Origin of the sequence: Croceicoccus estronivorus (genome assembly GCF_001625325.1) — a bacterium.
GTDB classification, from domain to species: Bacteria; Pseudomonadota; Alphaproteobacteria; order Sphingomonadales; family Sphingomonadaceae; genus Caenibius; species Caenibius estronivorus.
Window position 1 is genome coordinate 63695 of record NZ_JRQQ01000006.1, and the last position, 21899, is coordinate 85593.

Genomic DNA, 21899 nt, shown 5'->3' on the forward strand with positions numbered 1-21899 from the left:
GCGCCTGAATTACTCGGACAAAGCGCCACAAGATGCTGCCTTTGGCAGCGTCCGGTAACATCCTGAGGAAGTTGGAAGCATTCGTGCGTGCTTCAAATGAAGCCATTGGGCTGCGAACCTCTGCACCGAGTGGATCGGCAACAGATGGAACTGTGGTTATCAGCGCCGAACCGGGCACATCATTACCCGTTCGGCCAAATGGCCAGCCCTCACGAGCCCTCTCCCTGCTGTTCATTTTTATTACTTAACAGAGTGTATTGTTAACGTGGAATTCTGGATTCGCAAGATAGAAAACAGCAGCGCTAAACACATAGCCCGACAGCCCGGGAATCCATAGAAATTCGTCCTGATCGAAAGGTCGGCGTCCCCGTCAGAAAGCTCGGCAAGCATCGTTTGCAGATGCAGATTGCTGCAAAAATTGTGCGCAGCATTTGGCGCTCCTGCCTCGACCGAACACTGGGGCGTGCATCGCTCATCTCAGAGGATGATCTGGCCAGCATGTCATACGCAAGCATGACGTTTCAAATATCTATACGGCTAAACTATAAAATCAAAAGCACTTCATATAATCAAAAAGACACCTGCCCGGGCAGATGGCACGGCAAAACATTTCACAGGTCAATAGAATAGTGTTCTTCCCATTCCCTCATGACATTCACGAGGGACTCATATTGGAAGAAATATGGCTGGACCCTCAAAAGGGGAGGAAGCTTTGAAAAAGACAGACTATTCGATTCTCACCTTTATGGCAGCAGCACTATTCGGGGCCAGCAATGCCATAGCGCAGCCGTCACTATCCAACTCGGACACCAGTGCAGCAGCAACTAGCCGCCAACAGGATGCTGCTGCTTCGACCGAAACTGGAAAGCCCCAACCAGGCCAGCAGCATCGAAAGAAAATGAAAAAGCTTGATGCCGCCGAAGCTGAACCACTTGAATTAATGGATGAAACAGATCCTTGTCCGACTTTGCCGTGTCCGTGATCGAACGCCTGTCTATCCCACGCTGTTATTGCACGTGATAAAATGATGAGAATTGCATACCGTTCAGATGTTTGATTGCGCGGCGATTGCAGTTTCCTGATGAACGATCTCGCCCCCGACAACCGTCAGGTCGACCGCAACCGCGGCAGGATCACGGCCAGCCTTGTCCCAACCTCGATCGAGGAGACAGAGATCAGCTACCTCTCCCTCCTCGACCATTCTTGATGCCCCCCCAGGATCATCGGGGTGTCCGGTCCACATTGCCAATGCCGCATCTGGCAAGAGCATTTCGTCATTCCCGAAGCCGTGAGGCCGATTGACGGCTGCTGCGACGGAAAGCCACGGATCAAGTCCGCCAAAGGGTGCATCGCTTCCTCCGGCCAGTGGAATGCCTTGGCGCATCAGCCCTCCCAGACGATAGAGCCGAGGATGATCGCCCGACGGAACATCCAGACGATAGGCATCGCCCCGTTCCGCCAGAAAGTGCGGTTGCGTGACGACCGTCAAACCCAGCCTGGCGATCCACTCCGCGAAATGATCGTCGATGAGCGCACCGTGTTCGATACGGTCGCCGGCAAGAGCCCCTGCCTCCTCGATCGCACTCAGCGTCCAAGCCAGCTCCGCATAAGTCACGCAGTGCGCCGCAACGACGCGTCCATCGTCATGCGCCACACCTACGGCACGTACGACATCTTCCAGTGGCGGCAGGTCGTGATCGTGGAAATGAAGCTTGTGCGCCCCCACCCGTGCCCGGTGGAGCGGCCTTTGACCAGCCAAGCTCATTTGTCCCATAACAACAAGCCGCTGTGGCAGGCCCGCAGTCGCCAGTGTCTCGTATTCTTCCGGTCCGTTTCGCACCGTCGCATCGGTTATGCTGGTGACACCGCGAGCGGCCAGACGCCGTCCGACCTCCGCGAGATCCAACGGTTGCTTACGCAGCCTGGCCTGCAGCCAGTCGTCCCGGTCAAGCAATCTGCCATCGGCCGGTGCCCTGTCCCCAAGGCAATCCAGAGCCGCACTGTTCAGAATCCACATTCGTCCACTGCGATGTTGAATGCGAACCGGCCGGCGCGGGCCATGGAGATCCAGCCATTGGCGATCGATCTCACCAGCGACGGATTCATGATAACCGATGCCCCTCAACCACCCGCTTCCCGGCGTAGTAAGCAACGCTTCTGCCAATGATGGCCCATCCCGCACATCAGGCGGGCCGCAAGGGATCGATTGCAGCGCGGCGGCAGTCGCCATCAAATGACAGTGATTATCGACAAGGCCGGGAAGTAATGCTCCACCTCCAGCATTCACAATCACTTCGGCGGCAAGCGGAGACAAGGCAGGGGCGATGCTGGCGATTTTTCCCGCTTCGATACGGACGTCCCGCCGGCAGCCCTTCACCTCTGCGTTGCGTATCAGCATGCTGGAACACTGTCGTTATCGGCCCCCAGAGCTCGCGCGGAAGGAGATGAGCGCATGGGATACATAGGTGCCGCATCATGTTGAGCCATGGCTTGCCAGTGCGGAAGCTCTTCTGCAGCGGCCGCATGATAATGCAGGGCGTGCCGCACCCCATCCGCCAAGGAGACGGAAATCAACCCACCGGAACCTTTGCTCCAACAAGTCCAGGCTGCCAATGCGGCATGCAGACCAGCCAAGGGGTCCGCAATCGCATCTCCCGCAAACATGGGAATGCCCCAATACGCCCCCATAAATGCGGAGATGCCTCCGGCAATCGCAGCATCGTCACCAAATCCGATCCGCTCGCCCGCCTTTCCGTAGCGACCGTGCGCGGTAATGGAGACCCAGATCATCCCCTGAGCCACCAGTTCTTCTGCATTGATCCCAAGATGCCTGAGTGCGCGTGGCCGCGATCCCTCGATAACGATATCGGCGCTGTCGATCAGATTGCGCAGTTGCCTGCGGCCTGACACGGAGTCAAAGTCCAGCGCGACACTGGCCTTTTCAGCATTGAGCAGATCATAGAATTGCCGATTGCCTCGCCGCGCCCCATCCGGGCGCGCGATACTTTCAACCTTGATGACCTTTGCCCCCATCGCCCCCAGCAAGGACGCAGCCAGCGGCCCGGCCCAGAGAGAGGAGAGATCGACTACCAACGGCGTCGTTCTCCCGCGCGTCGTACCAGCTGAGCTGAACGTCCATGGTTCTGCGGCGTAAGGCATCCGCTCTGCCGCAATGGGCAAACCCAATTCCATTCCCCGCTCAACCAAGGCCGCCACAGAGCGTACATGAATGGCCGCTGCAAGCTTTTGCCAATTGTCCGGACATTCTCCATCGAGGAGGGCTGGAAGTAAGTCCCAATCATCCGCGCGCGCGAGGTTGAGCGCAATTCGCCCGTCATACGCATCGAGCAGACAGCAGGAACCGTTGGCGGACATCCGCCCACCTTTTTTGAGCCCGAGTAAACGTGACCTCTCGCCCAGGAGCAACGCACCGTTCGCCGGTAAACCTGATGGATCGCGAGCCAGCCTCTTCAAGCCATTCAAAGCATTGTTGGCCACTGTCGTAATCGCGGCGGGATAGACCAGTTCATCTCCATCCGGGCGGCCAGTTATCGCCATCAGACCCGACCTTCGCCAGGCAAGAGCCGGATGATCGCCGTTTTGCTCCCCGAGTTTAGACATGATCCGCCACGTCGAAGGCTAAAAACGCTCTGCCTATGATCCGTGCAGGGCCTTTCCCATTTCGCAACCTCTCACAACTGCACTCAAGCCAAGACATACGGCCACTGGTCCGTTTCTTACTCCGCTTCGTGACAAGATTTGAGAGGATCATTGACGGAAACCAACCCTTTTCTTTGGCGCAAAACCAATCTAACGATCGTTTGATAAGCGAATATGTTCCAGTCAAGATGTGCGATCAGATATATGCCGCAGCCTTGCTGCGTTCCGCTCGTTTTTTATCGAGAGTTCACCGAACCGAATAACTCGCAGCGCTCAATATCATCAACTTGGCGAGCATCTGCGCGGTGGCACGTTCCGGCAACATCCCAGAGTGGCACGGTGATATGAAACGACAGGGTAGGAGCGAATACTTAAACAAACACCAGTTTCACTGCTAATCAAATTACGAGAATTTTTATCGTGAAGCCAAAAATCAAAGAAAATACCCTTGTAAATAAACAAATAAAACCCCGTGCGCGTAACTTTGCCCGGCGTGAATATATAACGCAGGTGGCAAGCATCTTGTTCGCAACACGCGGGTATGAGGCCAGCTCGATGCGAGACATCGCGGCGGAGGTCGGGATCATGCCCGCGTCGCTATACCATCATTTCAGCTCCAAAGAGGACTTGCTCGTTTCCGTTGTCAGCGAGAGCGTCGCCAAGATCCAAAGGGCAGTCGATGCCGCAATCGAGGATATTGAAGAACCCTGGGTACGCTTCACCGCCGCAATATTGGCCCATGTCGAGGCATTGCTGGATCGGGAAGGTTTTCAGGTATTGGTCATGCTCACTCTCCCGCCAGAAATTAGCGACACCGCGCGCGCCTCACTGATTTCTCATCGCAATGAATATGAGCGCCGCTTCACTTCACTGCTTTCCGCGTTCAACACACCCGACGGAACCGATCAGCGCGTCCTGGCAAATCTCATCCTGGGCATGCTCAACAGCATTCCGATCTGGTACAAAGTCGATGGCGGATCTTCACCGCGAGAAATTGGGCAAAACATCCTGTCCCTGGTGAAAGGAGCATTCGCCCAATAATCCCCGCGCATCGAATAAATCGCGCCCTCGCTACACCGAAAGGCCCATAAAGGGGCTTCATCAGTCCCTTTATGGGTAGCTTCAGCCGGCAAGTGCCTCAATCGGACGATGGCAAAGCCTTTGGTAGTTTCACCGCCAACGCAACGCCATCCACACTGACGGTCCCCTGGCCGGCTTTGGTGCAGAGGAATTCCATCGTTTCGTCAGCATCGACATAACGCTTGCCGGCGAGCGTACCTTCCGCGAACTTTGGATCGAGCCCCGTGCTTTCGCCTTCTTCATCCGGCAATAGCGCTGGCGCGCCGCCGATCCGGATATCGATCTCGCGAGCCGGTGCTTTCAAGGTCATGATCTGGGTATCGCACACGGCACTGCGCAATTTCATTCCAGCCTTAACGTGTCTTGGCATTCAATACTCCTGCTACTCCATCAAGCCAATGTGCCGTGCGCGTGAAGAATTGCGCTGCGGAGGAGGCTACGAACAAGTGGTGGCCTGATGTTTCAAGCACATACAACGTAAAATCATGCGCATTCTCATACCGCTGTGCGAGCAGATGCGGCGGCCCCGTCATATCGCGATCACCCACCGCGACCATCACCGGAACGTCAATCGCGGCCAGTTCTTTACGCACATTACCGGGCAGGATCGCAAACTGCCCCAGATTGGCAACCAGCGTATCATGAACGGCAAGCAAGGCACGGGCGGCAGCCTTGTCACTATCGCGTGCGATCGTCGGAATATAACCGCTATCCGCGAAACGCGCACGCGCAAGCTCCACGACACGGCCAACCCCAAAATCAGGATCGACGGCTGCAGCCTTCTCTACCTCGTTCAGAATCTCCGGCATACCTCCGTCACCGAAACAGAGCAGCAACAAGGCATCAAAAGATGCCCCGCGCGCTTGCGCCATGACAGTCAGAATCGCGCCTGCCGAATGTCCGACTCCCACCACCGGCAATTTCGCCAGATCGCTTCCGATTGCCTCGCCCCTGCGAAGGTGAGCAAGCAGCAAGCGGTTGGCATCAGCCATATCCGGCACACCAAGCGTGAAGCCGTCCTCCGGTCGTGTGCTCTCACCCACGCCAACCGGATCGAGCGCCAACACGTAATGGCCTCCCTGCGTCATGGCCCGGGCGAAACTGAATTCCGTCCCGGGGCCACCATCGAGATCGTAATAGCCACGCCGCATCCCCCCGCCCGGCGTACAAAACAGCATCAGAGGCTGTTTCGCTGGCCGGGTTGGAGAATGAAGTTCGAAGGCGATGGAAATCGTCTCTCCATCCGGACACAAGCGTCCAATCGTAACCTCATGGCGCTCCGACGTCATGCAAGCGCCCTCCATCACAAGGCGGTCAGGCTGCTGCATTCTCGCTCGCATAGAATTGGGCGAACCATTCGCGCCACATCAGGATCGGGCCGTCACCGTCACACAGGAGAGGTTGCGGGCGATACTTCTTGTTATCCCACACGATCAAATCGACCGATTCAAAGCCAGCCGATTCCTCACCCTCAGCCGCACCGATCGAGTGAGCATAGAGATGTTCGGCGATGCCCCTTTCAGTACTCCCTTCCGCGTAATCGCGGAACGTGAACGCCATGCGTGAAAGTGTCATTTCCCGATCAACAGGCAGAGGGGTCGAGAACATCACCATGGTGACGCCATCTTTGTTGAACCGCATCACCTGGATGCCGGGCCCGTGATGCTCGCCCGTGATGAAGCCATCGCCGATATCGACGGAGAACTTGTAATCGTCAGCCTTTGCGACCCCCTCCGGAATGATCGGGGAACCATGGAGGAAGCGCAAATGCGCGTAATCGACACCGTTTTCGCCGATTTCCTGAATGGCCGTGCCGATGTTCCACTGCCCCCGCCTGGTTTCGATCCTGTCGTCAGCCTCGAATTCAGGAACGGTCGGCAGCGGGAAGAGGGGATCGACGCCATCGGGATGATACCAGGCGAAGATGGCGCCGTAACGTTCCTCTACCGGCAAAGTGCGCAGGACCGGCCGCTTCCGGGCGAGACCGGGCATGATTTTTGCGTAGGGAATGGCCTTGCACCAACCGTCTGCGTCGAATTCCCAGTGATGGAACGGGCAACGAATATTGTCGCCGTCGACCACCCCGCCATGACCGAGATGTGCCCCGAGGTGCGGACAGAACGGGTCGCTCAGACCTACCTTGCCGCTCTCTCCGCGGAACAGCACCCATTCCTGATCGAATGCCTGAATATTGCGGATCTCGCCAACCGGCAGCTTGGCCGACTCTTCGATCATGAACCAACCATAGGGAATCGGGAAAGGGCAACGCTCCAGTTCCTTGCTGGTCTGGATGCGCTCAATTGTCATTACTTCATTCATCGCGAACCTCTCAGGATGCCCATTCAGATTGGGCTTGCTCCCTTGGGGTAGGTACCTGCGAAATACCGGACAAGCCTCGGAAATAGCATTTGCACCCAGCCAGGGAGCCAATTTGTGACTCCCCCAAATACCTATCCCATTCAGCCGCCACTCAGGCGGACCAAAATCTTCCAAAGGTGGTACGGAAAGAGACTCCATGTCGTCATGGTCTTTCCTCCCGACACATCCGGAGCTTAACCAGCCCGCACCATTGGAAGGAGGAGCGGACACCGCATGCCTGAAGCTTATATCATCGACGCCGTACGTACGCCTTTGGGGCGCAAGAAGGGCTCGCTCTCCACAATGCACCCTGCCGATCTGGGCGCCGTACCGCTTCGGGCGATCATCGAACGGACTGGAATCGACCCGGAGCAGGTCGACGACGTAATCTTCGGCGTGCTCGAGGCCATCGGCCCGAACGCAGGCAACCTTGCGCGTACCTGCTGGCTCGCAGCCGGTCTGCCCGAGGCGATCCCTGCTGTCGCCATCGACCGGCAGTGCGGATCGGGGCAGCAGGCCGTCCACTTCGCCGCATTTGGCGTCATGAGCGGTCAGCAAGATCTCGTCATTGCAGGCGGGGTGCAACAGATGAATGCCATCCCGATTCTGGCATCGATGGCCGCAGGGAACGCATTCGGCTTCGACGATCCCTTTTCCGGATCGACGGGCTTCACAACGCGATATGGAGACGAGGAAGTGAACCAGTATCGTTCTGCGGAGCTTATCGCGGAACGCTGGAATATCACGCGGGAAGAAATGGAACAGTTCGCACTGACCTCTCACCAGCGCGCCGATACGGCCATCCGTGAAGGCCGGTTCAAGAGTCAGATCACGCCAGTCGGTGATTTTACCCAGGATGAAACGGTACGACCGGATACCACCCTGGAAAAAATGGCCAGCCTCAAGACTCTGCGCGAAGGGGGCCGCATTCATGCCGGCATCGCGAGCCAGAATGCGGACGCTTCTGCAGCAATGCTGATAGCGTCCGAAAAAGCCGTGCGCGAACATGGTCTGAAACCCCGGGCGCGCATTCACTATATGACCGTGCGTGGTGACGATCCGGTATGGATGCTGACCGCACCGATTCCGGCAACACGCTATGCATTCGAAAAATCCGGCCTGACGGTGGACGACATCGACCTGTTCGAATGCAATGAAGCCTTCGCGAGTGTCCCCATGGCATGGATGCAGGAACTTGGCATCCCTCACGAAAAGACCAACGTAAATGGTGGTGCAATCGCTCTCGGGCACCCGCTGGGGGCGACAGGCGTCCGGCTGATGACGACAATGCTGGCCGAACTGGAACGCACAGGCGGGAAATATGGCCTGCAGACCATGTGCGAAGGCGGCGGCCTTGCCAATGTGACGATCATCGAGCGGCTGTGATGGACAATCCCACTGTTTTCGAGACACCGAATGCGCTGCTCGGGCAGGAAGGAACCGATCTTGGCGTAACTGAATGGTTCACGATCGGACAGGATCGGATCGACACCTTCGCCGAGGCGACCGAAGACCGGCAGTGGATTCATGTCGATGCCGAGCGCGCGGCATCGAGCGTCTTTGGCGGGACCATTGCCCACGGTTTCCTGACACTTGGCCTGTTCGCCTACTTTATCCCGCAGCTGATCACGGTGAACGGGGCCGCCATGGGGATCAATGCCGGAGTCGACAGGGTGCGCTTTCTCACACCTGTCCGCGCCGGGTCACGCGTGCGTGCGCGAGGCGAGATATTTTCCGTCGAGGAAAAGAAAGGCGCGGTCCAGCTGATCCTGCGTCTGACGATCGAAATCGAAGGGAGCGACAAACCCGCCTGCGTGGGAGACTCCCTCGCCCGTTACGTTGTCGCCAGCTAATTATGCCAAAGATAGAAGTACAGGATCGCGACGGCGGCGTGCACACGCTGGAAGCCCCAGATGGAACAATGCTGATGCGCCTGCTGCGTGAGGAAGGGCTCGGTGTGGCCGGTACATGCGGGGGCATGTCATCGTGTGGCAGCTGCCACATCTACGTGCGAAGCAATCACCCGCTCCCCGCGCCCAGTGAGGACGAGGCCGACATGATCGAAGCCCTGGGCGACATCGTCGAAGTCCGTCCGAATTCCCGTCTTTCCTGCCAGATCGTCCTGGGGCCAGAGACAGCCGGCCTCTCCATCGAAATCGGCCCGCAATTCTAAAATAGGGGTGTACCCATGGATTTTACCGATCAGGTCGTGATTGTCACGGGCGGCGGACGCGGTCTCGGACGTTCTCACGCACTCGCTTTTTCCCGCGCGGGGGCCCGCGTCGTCGTCGTCGATTTGCCCGGCGAAAGCGACGATCCAGCCGCCGATGTCGTCGGAGAGATTCACGCTACGGGCGGGCAGGCTCTGGTCAACCACGCCTCGGTTACCGATCGCCCTGCAATCGACGCGACAGTAGCGGATGTGTTGTCCCGCTGGGGACGGATCGACGCTCTGGTCAATAATGCGGGCATCCTGCGGGACAGGAGTTTTGCCAAGCTTGGCCAGCAGGATTTCAGCGATGTCATCGATGTCCATCTGACCGGGGCTTTCAACTGCACTCAGGCTGTGTGGGATCCGATGCGAGAGCGCAATTATGGCCGCATCGTCATGACCGGCTCTGCTTCCGGCCTGTTCGGTAACTTCGGCCAGTCCAATTATGGCGCCGCAAAGATGGCACAAATAGGCCTGATGCAGACGCTGGGTATCGAAGGGGCAAAGGCGGATATCCGCGTCAACAGCCTCGTACCGTCGGCCGCCACCCGTATGACCGCTGATATCCTTTCCCCGGATATGCTCGACGCACTCTCGCCGGACCTCGTCTCACCTGCGGCGCTGTTCCTTGCATCGCGTGATGCACCAAACCGCTGTATGCTCATCGCCGGCGCAGGCAGTTTCGAAGTGGCAACCATTTCCATGTCTCGCGGGATCCACCTGACAGGCGATCCGTCCACCATGGCTGACCAGATATCGGCGCGCTTTGACGAGATATGCGACCCGACCGATGCCTTCATGCCATCAAATGCCATGGAGCCGCCAGAGTATCAGCTCGGCAAGCGGGCAAGCGCACTGAATCTAGGTTCCGGATCGCGATAATCTGCCACGCTTTTTTGCAGTCTCGTCAACCAGCGGACGCAGCATTTCTTTCGCCAGATCGCCCAGCCCCTTCGTGTAAAGGTCTCGTTGCTCGGAAAGCAGCTCCAAGCCTTCCTCATCAATGCCGTCCAGGGCCTCGTTACCCCAATCCGTCTGGGTATTGTTCACCCGCCGGATACATACAGCGGCACCGACCGCGATATATCCAGCGGCACGAGACAGTTTCACCGCTTCGGCAGGTGCAAACCCCCGCTTCACCAATGCCAGCATGAGGCGACCTGAAATTCTGGCCTCAGCCTCAAGACCGAACCCGCTGAAAACAAATTGCTCCAGCACTCCCGGATTGTCGACCATCAGGGTTTGCAGCGAACCGGCATAATCGAAGAGATAGTCTTCCCAGCCCTGTCCGCGATCAACTGCCAACGGCAGTGTCTCAACGCGCCGCGCGACCGCAAGCTGGACCAGCTCGCTCCGGCCTTGGACATAATCATAGAGCGTAGCAATTCCGACACCGAGCGCCTCCGCCACACGCTTCATACTGAGATCTTCGGGGGCTATGCCAGCTGCCACATCGACAATGCGATCAAGGGTAAGCAGTCTCGGGCGCCCAGGCGAACGGCTTGACCTGGTTTCATGGGTCATTGGCGCGCTTTTTCAATCAACTGAACTGGATCGGGCCGTCATCGGGCCAAGCTTGCCCCCACCCATTGGCAGGCGGGGGCAAGACACCTTCTCTTACGCAAGAGCAAACATCTTGAGGCCGTTTTCGCAAGTGATCTTGCGGCGATCATCGTCAGAGACACCTGCGGCTGCGAATTGCTTTTCCATCAATTCGCGCGAGTTCGGCCATGACGTTGCCGGATGCGGGAAATCGGTGGACCAATACAAGCAATCCGGGCCAAAATATTCGTAACAATATTTGAGGCCTAGCGGCTCGTACATGAACGTGGCGCCCATCTGCCGTTTGAAATATTCGCTGGGGAGCATTTTCAGAGCGGGGAACTTGTAATGTCCCTGCAGGATGCGCCCGTCCAGAATTGTGTCGAACAGGAACGGCAACCAACCAAGACCCGGCTCAACAAACAACACCTTGAGCTTCGGGAAACGTTCAAGAGTGCCCGACAAGATCCAGAAGCAGAGCGTTTCCGCAAGCTGGAAGCCCGGCAAACCAAGGGCAACGCCCTTCATCGGTGTTGGGTCCCGCTGTATCAACTCGTAGCTTTTGGCATTCTGATCGAGATGATTGAGTACCGTGATGCCGGTTTCAGACAGCACGCTCCACAGCGGATCATAGCGCGCATCGAAATAATCGGGCAGGCCAAGCTCCGTCGGGAACGGCGGCAACTGGACGCACCGCGCGCCGCGTTGGGCAACCCGCTCGACTTCCTTGACCGAACCTTCGATATCATGCGGCAGCAACTGATAGGCGCACATCAACCGTTCGGTATCGATTGAGGCAAAGTCAGCAATCGCATCATTGAAGCCTGACAGCATAGCCTGCCAGTCATCGCCCATGATGTCGGGGCTACACATTTTAGCGCCGCCCACTTCGGGGAATATGACCTCTGCAAACACGCCATCGCGATCCATCGCTTTCAGCTTGGCATCCGGGGCATAGTGGCCCGGATCGTTCCAGGCGATTGGATCCATGAGATCGTTGATGTCGGGAATGAAGCCCCCGCGGCGATCCAGTTCACGCTGCTCATGCAGTTTACGGCCTTCGACCCAGCGCTCACGCAAACGCTCGGGCAGACGCTCGGTGACCCATTCATCGGTATAGTACACATGAGAATCAACCGAGATCAGTTTTTCGGCTGCGTTAGTTGCCATAATATCCTCTCCAAGACGCAGTACGTATTGCACTCTTCTTGTAATACTTACGAAGATCTCATCTCTGACGACATGGCAGAAGGTGACTGGGCTCGGGTAAAATTCTACACGCGCCATTCTGCTTTGATCTTCGCTCCACAACGCACGATCCTGGGAGCGGAAGATCAAGGAGATACGATTTGGAAACTCATACAATCAGTTGCGCGGTCGATACGCATGTATTGACTATCACGCTCGATCGGCAGGAACGCCTGAACGCATATAACGCCGAAATGTTCGCCGAACTGACGGCCGCGTTCGATATGGCAGATGCCGACCCAGACATTCGCGCAGTGATTGTCACCGGCGCCGGAAGGGCATTCTGTGCAGGGGCAGACATGGTCGAGGGAGGAACCGCCACTTTCGACTTCTGCGACCCGGACGACAAGGAAAAGGAACTTGCCTGGCGGGATGATGCCGGGCGTCTGTCCCTGCGTATTTATCGTTCATTGAAACCTGTCATTGCGGCAATCAACGGACCGGCGATCGGGGTCGGCATTACAATGACGTTGCCGATGGATATTCGCCTGATTGCAGACAACGCACGTATCTGTTTCCCGTTTGCGCAGCGTGGCATCGTACCGGAAGCCGCATCGAGCTGGTTCCTGCCCCGCATCGTCGGCATATCGACCGCAATCGAATGGTGCGCCACGGGCCGAATGCTCTCCGCGCAAAGCGCCCACTCAGCCGGACTGGTTCGTTCGATTCATTCCACTGACGAGCTTCTGCCGGCTGCCCGAGACCTTGCCGGCGAAATCGCGGCCAGTTCCCCTGCTTGCGTCACGCTTTCACGCAGGATGCTGTGGGATGGCCTGACAACTCCTGAGCCCGAGATGGCCCATGCGCTGGAAAGCCGGACCATCTATCATCTTGGCCAAGCGCCCGACGCAGCAGAAGGCGTGACAAGCTTCTTCGAAAAACGTCCGCCCGTCTTCTCAAGCCAGGTCCCGAAGGACCTGCCACCCTTCTGGCAAGAACTCCTGTAATCACCGCCAGATTTTCACATCAAAAAAGGGAGGCAGGCGATGCGAAGCCTGCCCCCCAATGGGAGATTGAGTTGGCTGGAGCTTATCGGTTCGCTGAAGTTCCGAACCGATAACGAAGCTGGGCACCGATCATCCGCGGCTCACCCCATGTATCCGCGACCAGACCCAACGAGCTAAATGTCGTCAAACGGCCCTGGACATAGTTCTTGTTGGTGACATTCGTTGCGAAGATGGACGCATCGAAAGAGGAACCTGCGATCCCGTTCCAATCAAGGCGGAGGTCCAAAGTGCCGAAGCCCGGCAGACGATTGTATGGCTCCAGCGGAAGGGGGCTGCCCCACATCCCGCTTTGATGAGAGTATGACAGGCTGGGTATGATCTTCCCGAGGCTTTCAGCCACCGGCAGTTCATATCTCATGGAGATATTGAACTTGTGCTTGGGCACATAGCCAAAAACCGTCGAGGAATCCTTCAGTTTCGCATCGGTGTAGCTGTAGAAGCCGGAAATGGACAAGCCAGGGGTCGGGACCAGAGTTGCTTCCAGCTCCGCGCCCTTGATGTCGGCACTGCCACCGTTGATAAGAACCGTCAGGGCCTGGCCATTTATTGCGGTGCCAAAGCTCTGAATGATGTCGTTGTACCAGCTGCGATAGAGCGAGATGTTGGTGCGTAATTCGGCATCACCACCGAGATACCAGTCAGCTTTCGTACCGAATTCCAGATCCGTAACTTTTTCAGGCCCATATGTGAGATATTCGGCAGATGGGACTGCGAAGTTGAACCCTCCTGGCTTGTAGCCCCGGCGCGATGCCAGATAGATCAATACGTTGTCGGATGCCTGATAGTCGAAAGACAGCGTCCAAGTAGGCTGCTTGAACTTGGCCGAGCGGTCGACGCGGCAGGTGGCATCGTCGAACGGCGTACCATTGCCCGGCGCTCCGCCCTGGCTGCATAGCCCTGAAACGGCGTTGAACTGCTGCGCCGTGCCCGACCGCTTGTCCCAAGTGTATCGGCCGCCGGCAGTGAACTTCAATCCTTCGACGAAAGAGTCGAGATTTACCGTTGCCTGCGCGAACAAGGCGTAAGTATGGCCCCGCGCCCGCGGACGCACCAGATTTACGCCACCGATTGTTGCGGATCGCGTCTGGGAAAAACCAGCCGGACTGTTCCATTCGGCAAACGCACCAAGCACATAGTTCAGACCTGAAGTGCGCCCCTGGATCTGGAACTCATTGCTGATGTTCTCTTGCGAGAGAACCCGGCCATCGGCCTTGGTATTGGCGACCCCCAGAAAAGTCAGCGGCGTTCCGTCATAATCGAACGCGTAGCGCGTGTCCTGGCGATTGTATCCGAAGATGTTGCGCAATGTGATTCCGTCGGAAACATCCCAGTCGGTCAGGTTCGCGAAAATTTGCGTCCGCGCATGATAATTCTGCAGGAAACCCGTGAAGGTGCAACGTATGCCACAAGCCTGCTGCTGCGCCAGAACGGCTTCTAGCGTTGCATCCGAAAAGAAGCTGAAGCGTCCCGCGGCCTTGGCAGCAAGAATGGTATTGGTGAAATCGCTGGACAGACCCGCGGTCGACGGCCCACCCGCCAAAGTCAGCGGCAGGGGATTATTCAACCCGAACGCATCGATTGCCGACTGCGGGAGAACACCCCGAAGATCGGCAGCGAACACCGCATCACGGTTAAATGCCCGCAGAACCGCGCCGTCACCATTCCGGTTCGTTTCGAAATAATTGTAGATGGTGGTATTGCGAAATTCCGGAACGGGCTCGAAGAGAACCGATATTCTCCCGCTCCAGTACTTTCGGTCATCCAGCTTCTGCGTACCGAGCGATGTGAACGTATTCGTCGCAGTATCGATCGCTTGCGCGTAGTTCTTCGTAAATCCGTCACGATGGTAAGCGGTACCGGCGACGCGCACTGCCAGCACATCCGGAACGATCGGTATGTTGAGCGCACCTTCGATCCCGTAGAGATCATGCGATCCCCCCTGAATCTGGAGATAGCCATCCAACTCATAGGTGGGCCGCCGTGTCTCGAACAGTACTGCACCGCCAGTGGTATTACGCCCGAACAACGTACCCTGAGGCCCCTTAAGCACCTGTACGTTTTGCATGTCATAGTAACTGCCGACGCCTGACTGCCCCGGAACCTCGTTAAAGTAGGTCTGAACCGAGTTCACCACCGTGCTGGCGACGGAAGCCCCCTGACTCGACCCCAGGCCACGCAACGAGAATGATTCACTGGTGCGGTTGATCGCCGTGGCGATGGTCAGCGATGGCACAATGCGCTGCAAATCGGAGGCGGTCTGAATATTCCGCTGACGGATTTCATCACTGCCCAGCGCAGTGATCGCAACAGGTACATCCTGCAGGCTTTCCTCGCGGCGGCGTGCCGTCACGACTATATCCTGAATAGCTGCGCCATCACGCACCGCCGTATCGGTTGTCTCCTGCGCAATAACAGGTGTTGCACTCATGAACGGCAAAATCGAGGCAGCCAACAGCAATACACGCCGATGTGTTTTCATTTCCCTCCCCTTTCTCATTCGCAGTATTTCTTTGTGGTGATTTTTCGCGATGCGAATACAATTTAGGTTACACGGCCAGGCCGGTTTGTCGCCGGATCGAAATACGACATCGTAGGAACAAAAAGGTCGATTTACCCTGAGAGTGATATTTACAGGGGGCCGAGAATCATCCCGCTTCTGCTGGCGGAAACCAGCACATGCTTTGCATCCTTGATCTGGTTGGCCGCAGTTCCGCGTACCTGGCGGACGCCTTCCAGAATGTTGTTCATTCCGTGGATGTAGCCTTCTCCGAGAAGACCCCCGTTGGTGTTCACCGGCAAGGAGCCCGACAGGCCGATGTGGCCGTCCTTGATGAAATCCTTGGCTTCTCCTCGTTTACAGAAGCCATGCCCTTCGAGCGTCAGGAACACCACCGGGGAGAAATTCTCATAAATCATGGCGACGTCGATATCGTTCTGCGTCAGCCCGCTGTCTGCCCACAGCCGTTCTGTCATCGTCCGGGTTTCCTCGAACTCCGAGAGATCCTCGCGGTAATAGTCGAACATGATCAGGCCGCCCTTGCGATGCGACTGGGTGGCGGCAGCAACCCGGACACCGGGCTGGGCAAGGTCACGCGCACGGTCCGCGCTCGTAACGACCATTGCGACCCCACCATCGGATTCCTGGCAGCAGTCCAGCAAACGCAGCACCGGCTCGACGATCCACCGGCTTGTCTGGTGATCTTCCAGAGTAATCGGCTTGCCATAATACCAGGCTGCCGGATTGGTAGCGGCATGTGCCCGCGCGGTAACGACGTAACGCCCGAGATCCTCGTTGGTCACACCATATTTGAGCAGGTACCTTTGATACCACAGCGAATAGATTTTCGCAGGTGTATCCAGACCATAACTGAAGTGAAAATCCGGGCCTGCTGCCGTCGATGTGTATCCGTTCGGATCGGGTTGGCCGAAACGACGGCCCGAACGCTCGTTGAATGCCCGGTACACCAGCACCGCCTTCGCAGCGCCGCTAGCCACCGCCGCTGCTGCAAGCTGGATTGTAGCCGCCGACGCACCACCCCCGAATGGACCACGTGCGGTCCAGTTCAGCTCGGTCATGCCCAGAGTACGCATCAGATCCAGCTCGTCGTTGCTGTCGAGCGTAAACGTCACCATGCCGTCGATGTCGTCAGGCGTAAGTCCTGCATCCTGAATGGCCGCCAAGCTTGCCTCGGCAGCGAGTTGCAATTCGCTGCGCCCGGAATTCTTGGAGAATTCAGTCTGCCCAATGCCGACAATGGCAGTATCGCTGATCTTGCTCATGCGCTGTCTCCCGTCATCCGGAACTGGGGCAGAATCTGTCCGTCCACTTCTACAAAAGTGACTGCCACAGGCGCCCCGGCCGTTACTTCGTCGATTTCCGTATCCAGCAGGTTGGATACCAATCGGACACCTTCTTCGAGATCGACCAGCACGACGATCCGGCCTTTGTCATCAGCCTGATTGGGATGTTTCGAACAAAGCCACGCGTAAACTGTCCCTCGCCCGCTGGCCTCGACCGTACCCCATTCCAGACCATGGCAATGTGGGCACATCGGCAACGGTGGATGGGCGATTTCGCCACAGCTTGCGCAACTGCGCAGCAGCAGACGCCCTTCCTGCGCGCCTTCCCAAAAGAAGGCATCGTCTTTCGACATCATCTGTCTCCTCTTAATCTTCAGGCTTCGGCGCCGGTGTCGCTGTTTTCAGGCAGCGATGCAGGCGGCTGAGCCCAACGGCTCGCGAATACCTTGTGCGTTTCTCCCGGCGCCCAGGCGAGCGCGGCATTGGTATCCAGCAGTTCCTGGATTTCCTCCTCACTCCTCCCGAGTTCGGCGAGAATGGCCCGGGTATCCTGCCCAACCACAAGCGGCGGCCCCTGAATCGCTCCCGGTGTTTCGGAAAATTCGAGAAGCAGACCGATCTGATCGATCCGTCCGACGAACGGATCCGGATAGGAAGCCGTCCACTGTCGCTTGGCGAGTTCGGGATCGTCATGCAAACGGCGCGAGATTTCGGGGTCGGAAATTTCGCATGGAACACCCGCTGCATCGAGCGCATCCAACCATGCCTTCGCTGATTTCTCGCGGAATTTCGCTGCGAAAGCCGCGCGGGCCGCCTTGTCGTCGAGGCCACTTTTCACATTGGCAGCCTGTTCGAGAGCTCGGCGTGTTTCCGGCGTCAGCGCCGCCACGCAGAGCCACCCGCCATCGCCGCCTTCATAGAGGCTATAGTAAGCGGACAGGCCCGTTTGCATCGCGTCGAGACGCGGCCGATCAATCGTCCCGCCATCGGCCTTGGCAACGGCAAAGGAACAATTGAGTTGCTGCGCGTTGACGATCGAGGTGTCGACCCGCTGCCCCTTGCCGGTCAACTCCCGGTGCCTGAGCGCCTGACAGATGCCGATAGCCGAGAGGAAGCCATTGCCGGTGTCACCAAACGAAGTGAAGCTCCACATCGGCTTGCCGCCATTAGCCATGCCGCCATCTTCGTATTGAACGCCAGCAAGGCACCCGCCCGTCTGGTCATTGCCCGGCAAAGCCTGGCGCGGCCCGTGCTCGTGCCCACGCGTATGGCAATAGATCAGATCAGGCTTTAATTTCTTGAGGCTCTCATAATCGACGCCAAGCCGTTCGGCCGCATCGTAGCGCATGTTATGCTGCACCACATCGGCAGTGAGGACCAGTTCCTCCAATACCTTCCGTGCGCGCGGATCCTTGAGATCCAATGCGATCGAACGCTTACCGCGATTGGCCATGTAGGCGACGTGATTGCGATGCCAATACGTATCATAGAGCGCATTGATCTTGATGACCTCCGCCCCGAGGTCGGACAGCAACTGCGTTCCGAACGGCCCAGCAATGGCCAGCCCAAGGTCGAGGACCCGTACACCGGCAAGCGGCCCCTTGTTGCCAGCCTGTACTGCGTGCGGCTTTGCCTGTGCCGCCACAATCGCCGCTGCATCTGCACGCACTTCAGCGCCGTGCTGATCCAGCGATGGCGCAGGCCCGCCGGGCTCTCCAGGGCTATCAGTCAACGTGTAGCTGACACCGATCTGTCGCAATTTCCCCAGTTCGGGATCGTCAAGCTCGAACGAGCAGCGGTCCGCAATAAGCAGCGGGTCGTTCAAGGCAACTTCGGGCGAACGCGCCTCCTGCATCGTTACGCCTGCAATTGCCGCGGCATCGACCCACTCCTGAGCGGGGAAGCGCTTCATCGCTTCAGCCAGGATTGGCTGGTAATAAGACATGACGACGATTTCTTCCGGTCCTGTCCCGAACCGATCAGGGTCGTTCTGAACTGAAAGATCAGGCGTGGCGTTGAGCGTGTCCCCCTCGGAAGCCGTGAGAATGAAACGAGGGTTTGGCACCCAGTTGTGGATCCAGCGTCCATCGGAACATTCATAGTGTCCCTTCGGCGCCTTCGAACTGAGTATCCAGGTATTGAACATTTCCGCGTCGATATCTTCGGCGCGCTGCCAAACGCCTGCAGCACCCGCGAGCGCACCCTGCATCAGGCTGGCTTTCACATGCTGGCCACGCCCGGTGTGTTCGCGCGCATAAAGCGCCGCCGCAATGCCAAGCGATGCGGAATAGGCTGCCCCCATGCTGGGATAGGGCACTGCAGAAAAGAGCGGTCCGTCGCGGTCAGGCCCCTGCGTCCATTCGCGCGGAATCTCCACCTCCTCGAAGGGATCGGCGCGTCCGGAAATGTGGTTTAGCGCACCTTCAGGCCAGCCGCGCTGTTCCCACTGCAGACCAACGCGCGCGGCAACGAGAGCGTCGTACGCTGGACGCCCCTGATGCTCGGGCACGTCGCCATATCCGGTGATGGAACAATAGATGATGCGCGGGTTGAGTGCCGCAACGGTCTCGTAATCGATGCCGAGCTTTTTGGTCGTGCCGGGCGAAAAGCTCTCGACCAGCACATCTGCGTCCTGCGCCAGCTTGAGAAACAGCTCGCGGTCGGCATCGTCCTTCAGGTCGAAGACGGCATTACGCTTGCCTCGCTGCCACACCTTGTAGCCGACCTGATCGCGAAAGGGATCGCCACCGGGCGGTTCGATTCGAGTCACCTGGGCGCCGTGATCCACCATCAGCATGGTCACGATCGGGCCGGCCACCCCCCAAGACAAATCGAGCACCTTGAGACCGCTTAATACGCCAGCCATTCCAATATCCCCTCTTCGAGCCTTTTTTGACAGCGAGAGGATGTTACCCGGTGGGCGCCCGGCGAGACATGGCCAAAACTTACAGACAGTCGCGAAAAAACTCTATCCGCTGCCTGTCGACATCTGCCCGGATGCAAGCATTGCCCGATACGAACTGGGGCTGACCCCAGTCCAGGAACGGATCGCACGTGAAAGGCCATTCGGCTCGGCGAAACCCGCCCGCTGCGAGACTTCCCTGATCGGCATGTCCCCGTCCTTGAGACAGCGCATGGCGACCTTGCGCCGCACTTCCGCCTTCAGCTCGCGATAACTCAAGCCCTTCGCCTCAAGCCGGCGACGCACGGTCTGACCACACATGCCGAATTCTTCCGCGAGCACTTCCAGCTTGGGCATCCGCTGATCCCGCTGCAGGTGGGCCTGCAATTTCACGCGGAGCGCTTCCGCCAGGCCGAGACGACCTTCGTTGGCAAGATCGACCGACGTAGGCGTCAGAAAAGTTTTGAGATCTTCGAGATCGCGCACCACCGGTCGATCAAGCACCACCACCGGGAAACTCAACCGGATCTGGCGTGCGCCGAAGCGGATGCTGGACCCCATCACCTCGCAATAGGCACTGACATCGACTTCGGGCTGATGAGGAAATTCAATTTCCTCGATCACGACTTCCTCACCGGTGAGCCATTGGGAGAAGCGATGCCAGAACAGCAGCCACCATTCGCCCAGCACATGGTGCGGATCACTGCTGTCCGTTTCGATCGTCATCAGGATCGAAGCATCAACTCCCTCCGATTCCAGCCGGAACGACACATCACTGGTTACCACACTATAAAAGCGGAATGCCCGACACAGGGCATCCTCAAGCGTCGAACTGAGCGTCGCCATCTCGCACATCAATTCAAAGGAGCCCGCACGCACCGCGTTCGGAGTCAGGCCAGCGAATTCGTCCCCACTCACCAGCTTGGCCTTACGGGAAATCTCCGCCAGTTCCATTGGGCCATACCGGCCGCCCGGCACCACAGGGCGCGAACATAGAGCATCGCGACTGAGACCGTATTTTGCAGCACTTTCCAAGAATGCCCGCGCATACCGGTCGATGAGCAGTTCTGCCGCCATCTTTAATCTATCCTCCTCTCCCACACGGCGCTCTTTTGAGTCTGGCCGCAACCGATAGACTAACGATCGTTCGTGAATTTGCAAGGTGGAGAGAATGCTAAAGATGCAGCAACATTCCGATATGGCGAAGAATTGTAATCAGGCCGGCTGAAGGCGATAACCGCGCACAATCACGGACTGGCTTGCCGAAGCCATCAGGGTCCCGTCTTGCGCGTAAAGCAGCATCTGACCATGCGCAAAGCCGCTTGATGCCCCTTGCAGATGGATGTCGCACAGCACGTAGTCGGTTTCCGCAAGCGTGAGATAACGCACGCAATTGTCGAGACTGTTGACCGCCAGATCACCGCCCCCGTCACCCAGCGCATTACCAATCGATGCGGGAACGAAATCCCCCATCAGCGCCAGCATGGGCCGGTCGATCGGATCACCTGCGGTAGGCCGCATCCACACGACCATATGCCCTGCATCGGGTGCGTCGGGGCGCGTATCCCACCCCTTGGCGATGCGCACCTCCATCCGCGAAAACAGCCCCCCTTCAGGCGATGCCCACCGCATCGGAAGCAACGCACAATCTTCCGGCGGCGGCACCGCACTTGGCCGAACCCACTGGCTGCGCGGCGCATTCGGCCGCGCGCCCAGTGACAGGCCGGCAACGATTATATCACGCTGGTCCTGACGCAGCGTGACGCGGGCCTGGGTTGTGAAACGCCCGCTAATCAACGGCGCCACATCAATTGCAACCCGGCTGCCACGCGGGGCGAATGCCAGATACTGGGCAGTGGCCCAAACAGTCGCACGGCCCGTGTTATGTTCCGCCGCCGCCACTGCCGCACCCAGGCCTATCCCGCCAAACATGAAAGGATTGGCTTCCGGCCCCACCGACCGCAACGGCGCAACATCAAATGCGTAGCCTTCCCCGCCGGGGGCAAGGTCCATGTCAAAAAATCCAGCCATGACCTCGCGTATGCGTTTAACAGCCGCAGGTCGTTAGACAAATTGCGACAGCCCCGGA

General features: G+C 58.0%; 20 protein-coding genes. 7 read left to right on the forward strand and 13 right to left on the reverse strand.

The annotated features are described in order from the left end of the window. Positions 1-712 precede the first annotated feature (712 nt). Positions 713-982, forward strand: coding sequence for a hypothetical protein (locus tag MB02_RS17695; RefSeq protein WP_156495477.1), 270 nt, complete (start codon positions 713-715; stop codon positions 980-982). Positions 983-1045: 63 nt separating this feature from the next. Here MB02_RS17695 and MB02_RS10145 read toward each other — a convergent pair whose 3' ends face one another. Both MB02_RS10145 and MB02_RS10150 read right to left on the reverse strand, forming a co-directional pair. Beyond that, entirely contained in the window at positions 1046-2398 is a 1353-nt protein-coding gene (locus MB02_RS10145; protein ID WP_067536601.1) for an amidohydrolase family protein, read from the reverse strand. Then, positions 2392-3621, reverse strand: a complete 1230-nt coding sequence (locus tag MB02_RS10150; RefSeq protein WP_082826105.1) for a CoA transferase — start codon at positions 3619-3621, stop codon at positions 2392-2394. Before MB02_RS10150 ends, MB02_RS10145 begins: the two co-directional genes overlap by 7 nt. 459 nt (positions 3622-4080) lie before the next feature. Here MB02_RS10150 and MB02_RS10155 point away from each other — a divergent pair, with 459 nt between their 5' ends. Further along, entirely contained in the window at positions 4081-4701 is a 621-nt protein-coding gene (locus MB02_RS10155) for a TetR/AcrR family transcriptional regulator (protein WP_170304692.1), read from the forward strand. Between the two features lie 97 nt (positions 4702-4798). On the opposite strand, the gene MB02_RS10160 is transcribed toward MB02_RS10155, so the two are convergent. The 3 genes from MB02_RS10160 to MB02_RS10170 are packed head-to-tail and all read right to left on the reverse strand — an operon-like array spanning position 4799 to position 7047. Continuing rightward, positions 4799-5110 (reverse strand): hypothetical protein, encoded by a 312-nt coding sequence (locus MB02_RS10160; RefSeq protein WP_067536603.1) that lies wholly within the window; start codon positions 5108-5110, stop codon positions 4799-4801. Continuing rightward, entirely contained in the window at positions 5094-6029 is a 936-nt protein-coding gene (locus tag MB02_RS10165; protein ID WP_170304693.1) for an alpha/beta hydrolase, read from the reverse strand. The genes MB02_RS10160 and MB02_RS10165 overlap by 17 nt, the downstream gene beginning before the upstream one ends. Before the next feature lie 25 nt (positions 6030-6054). Then, on the reverse strand, positions 6055-7047 hold the full coding sequence (locus MB02_RS10170) for a Rieske 2Fe-2S domain-containing protein (RefSeq protein WP_235829485.1): 993 nt from the start codon (positions 7045-7047) through the stop codon (positions 6055-6057). Positions 7048-7332: 285 nt separating this feature from the next. Between MB02_RS10170 and MB02_RS10175 the strand changes: the two genes are divergently transcribed. Genes MB02_RS10175 through MB02_RS10190 form a run of 4 tightly spaced genes read left to right on the forward strand, consistent with a single transcriptional unit; the run spans position 7333 to position 10192 of the window. After that, positions 7333-8484: an acetyl-CoA C-acetyltransferase gene (locus MB02_RS10175; RefSeq protein WP_067536610.1), complete on the forward strand. Its 1152-nt coding sequence runs from the start codon at positions 7333-7335 to the stop codon at positions 8482-8484. Continuing rightward, complete coding sequence (locus MB02_RS10180) at positions 8484-8951, forward strand: MaoC family dehydratase (protein ID WP_067536613.1); 468 nt, start codon at positions 8484-8486, stop codon at positions 8949-8951. The genes MB02_RS10175 and MB02_RS10180 overlap by 1 nt, the downstream gene beginning before the upstream one ends. A gap of 2 nt (positions 8952-8953) precedes the next feature. Beyond that, positions 8954-9271: a 2Fe-2S iron-sulfur cluster-binding protein gene (locus MB02_RS10185; protein WP_067536617.1), complete on the forward strand. Its 318-nt coding sequence runs from the start codon at positions 8954-8956 to the stop codon at positions 9269-9271. Positions 9272-9286: 15 nt separating this feature from the next. Continuing rightward, positions 9287-10192: an SDR family NAD(P)-dependent oxidoreductase gene (locus MB02_RS10190; RefSeq protein ID WP_067536620.1), complete on the forward strand. Its 906-nt coding sequence runs from the start codon at positions 9287-9289 to the stop codon at positions 10190-10192. Here MB02_RS10190 and MB02_RS10195 read toward each other — a convergent pair. Further along, complete coding sequence (locus tag MB02_RS10195; RefSeq protein ID WP_156495479.1) at positions 10172-10729, reverse strand: hypothetical protein; 558 nt, start codon at positions 10727-10729, stop codon at positions 10172-10174. The two genes, MB02_RS10190 and MB02_RS10195, sit on opposite strands and share 21 nt — an antisense overlap. A gap of 198 nt (positions 10730-10927) precedes the next feature. After that, positions 10928-12022 carry an amidohydrolase family protein gene (locus MB02_RS10200; RefSeq protein WP_067536627.1) on the reverse strand — a complete coding sequence of 365 codons (1095 nt, stop codon included), beginning with the start codon at positions 12020-12022 and terminating at the stop codon, positions 10928-10930. 179 nt (positions 12023-12201) lie between these two features. Here MB02_RS10200 and MB02_RS10205 point away from each other — a divergent pair, with 179 nt between their 5' ends. Continuing rightward, the gene (locus MB02_RS10205) at positions 12202-13047 is read left to right on the forward strand and encodes an enoyl-CoA hydratase-related protein (RefSeq protein ID WP_067536630.1); all 846 of its coding nucleotides are present in this window, start codon (positions 12202-12204) and stop codon (positions 13045-13047) included. A gap of 82 nt (positions 13048-13129) precedes the next feature. Here the strand turns inward: MB02_RS10205 and MB02_RS10210 are convergent, their stop codons facing one another. The 6 genes from MB02_RS10210 to MB02_RS10235 all read right to left on the reverse strand — a co-directional run bounded on the left by MB02_RS10210 (position 13130) and on the right by MB02_RS10235 (position 21841). Next, on the reverse strand, positions 13130-15586 hold the full coding sequence (locus MB02_RS10210; RefSeq protein WP_067536633.1) for a TonB-dependent receptor: 2457 nt from the start codon (positions 15584-15586) through the stop codon (positions 13130-13132). Positions 15587-15735: 149 nt separating this feature from the next. Then, complete coding sequence (locus MB02_RS10215) at positions 15736-16887, reverse strand: thiolase C-terminal domain-containing protein (protein ID WP_067536636.1); 1152 nt, start codon at positions 16885-16887, stop codon at positions 15736-15738. Then, complete coding sequence (locus MB02_RS10220; RefSeq protein WP_067536640.1) at positions 16884-17264, reverse strand: Zn-ribbon domain-containing OB-fold protein; 381 nt, start codon at positions 17262-17264, stop codon at positions 16884-16886. Before MB02_RS10220 ends, MB02_RS10215 begins: the two co-directional genes overlap by 4 nt. 17 nt (positions 17265-17281) lie before the next feature. Continuing rightward, entirely contained in the window at positions 17282-19774 is a 2493-nt protein-coding gene (locus MB02_RS10225; RefSeq protein ID WP_067536643.1) for a CaiB/BaiF CoA transferase family protein, read from the reverse strand. Between the two features lie 102 nt (positions 19775-19876). Continuing rightward, on the reverse strand, positions 19877-20887 hold the full coding sequence (locus MB02_RS10230; protein WP_067536646.1) for a helix-turn-helix domain-containing protein: 1011 nt from the start codon (positions 20885-20887) through the stop codon (positions 19877-19879). Between the two features lie 138 nt (positions 20888-21025). Next, positions 21026-21841 (reverse strand): acyl-CoA thioesterase, encoded by an 816-nt coding sequence (locus MB02_RS10235; RefSeq protein ID WP_067536648.1) that lies wholly within the window; start codon positions 21839-21841, stop codon positions 21026-21028. Positions 21842-21899 lie beyond the last annotated feature (58 nt).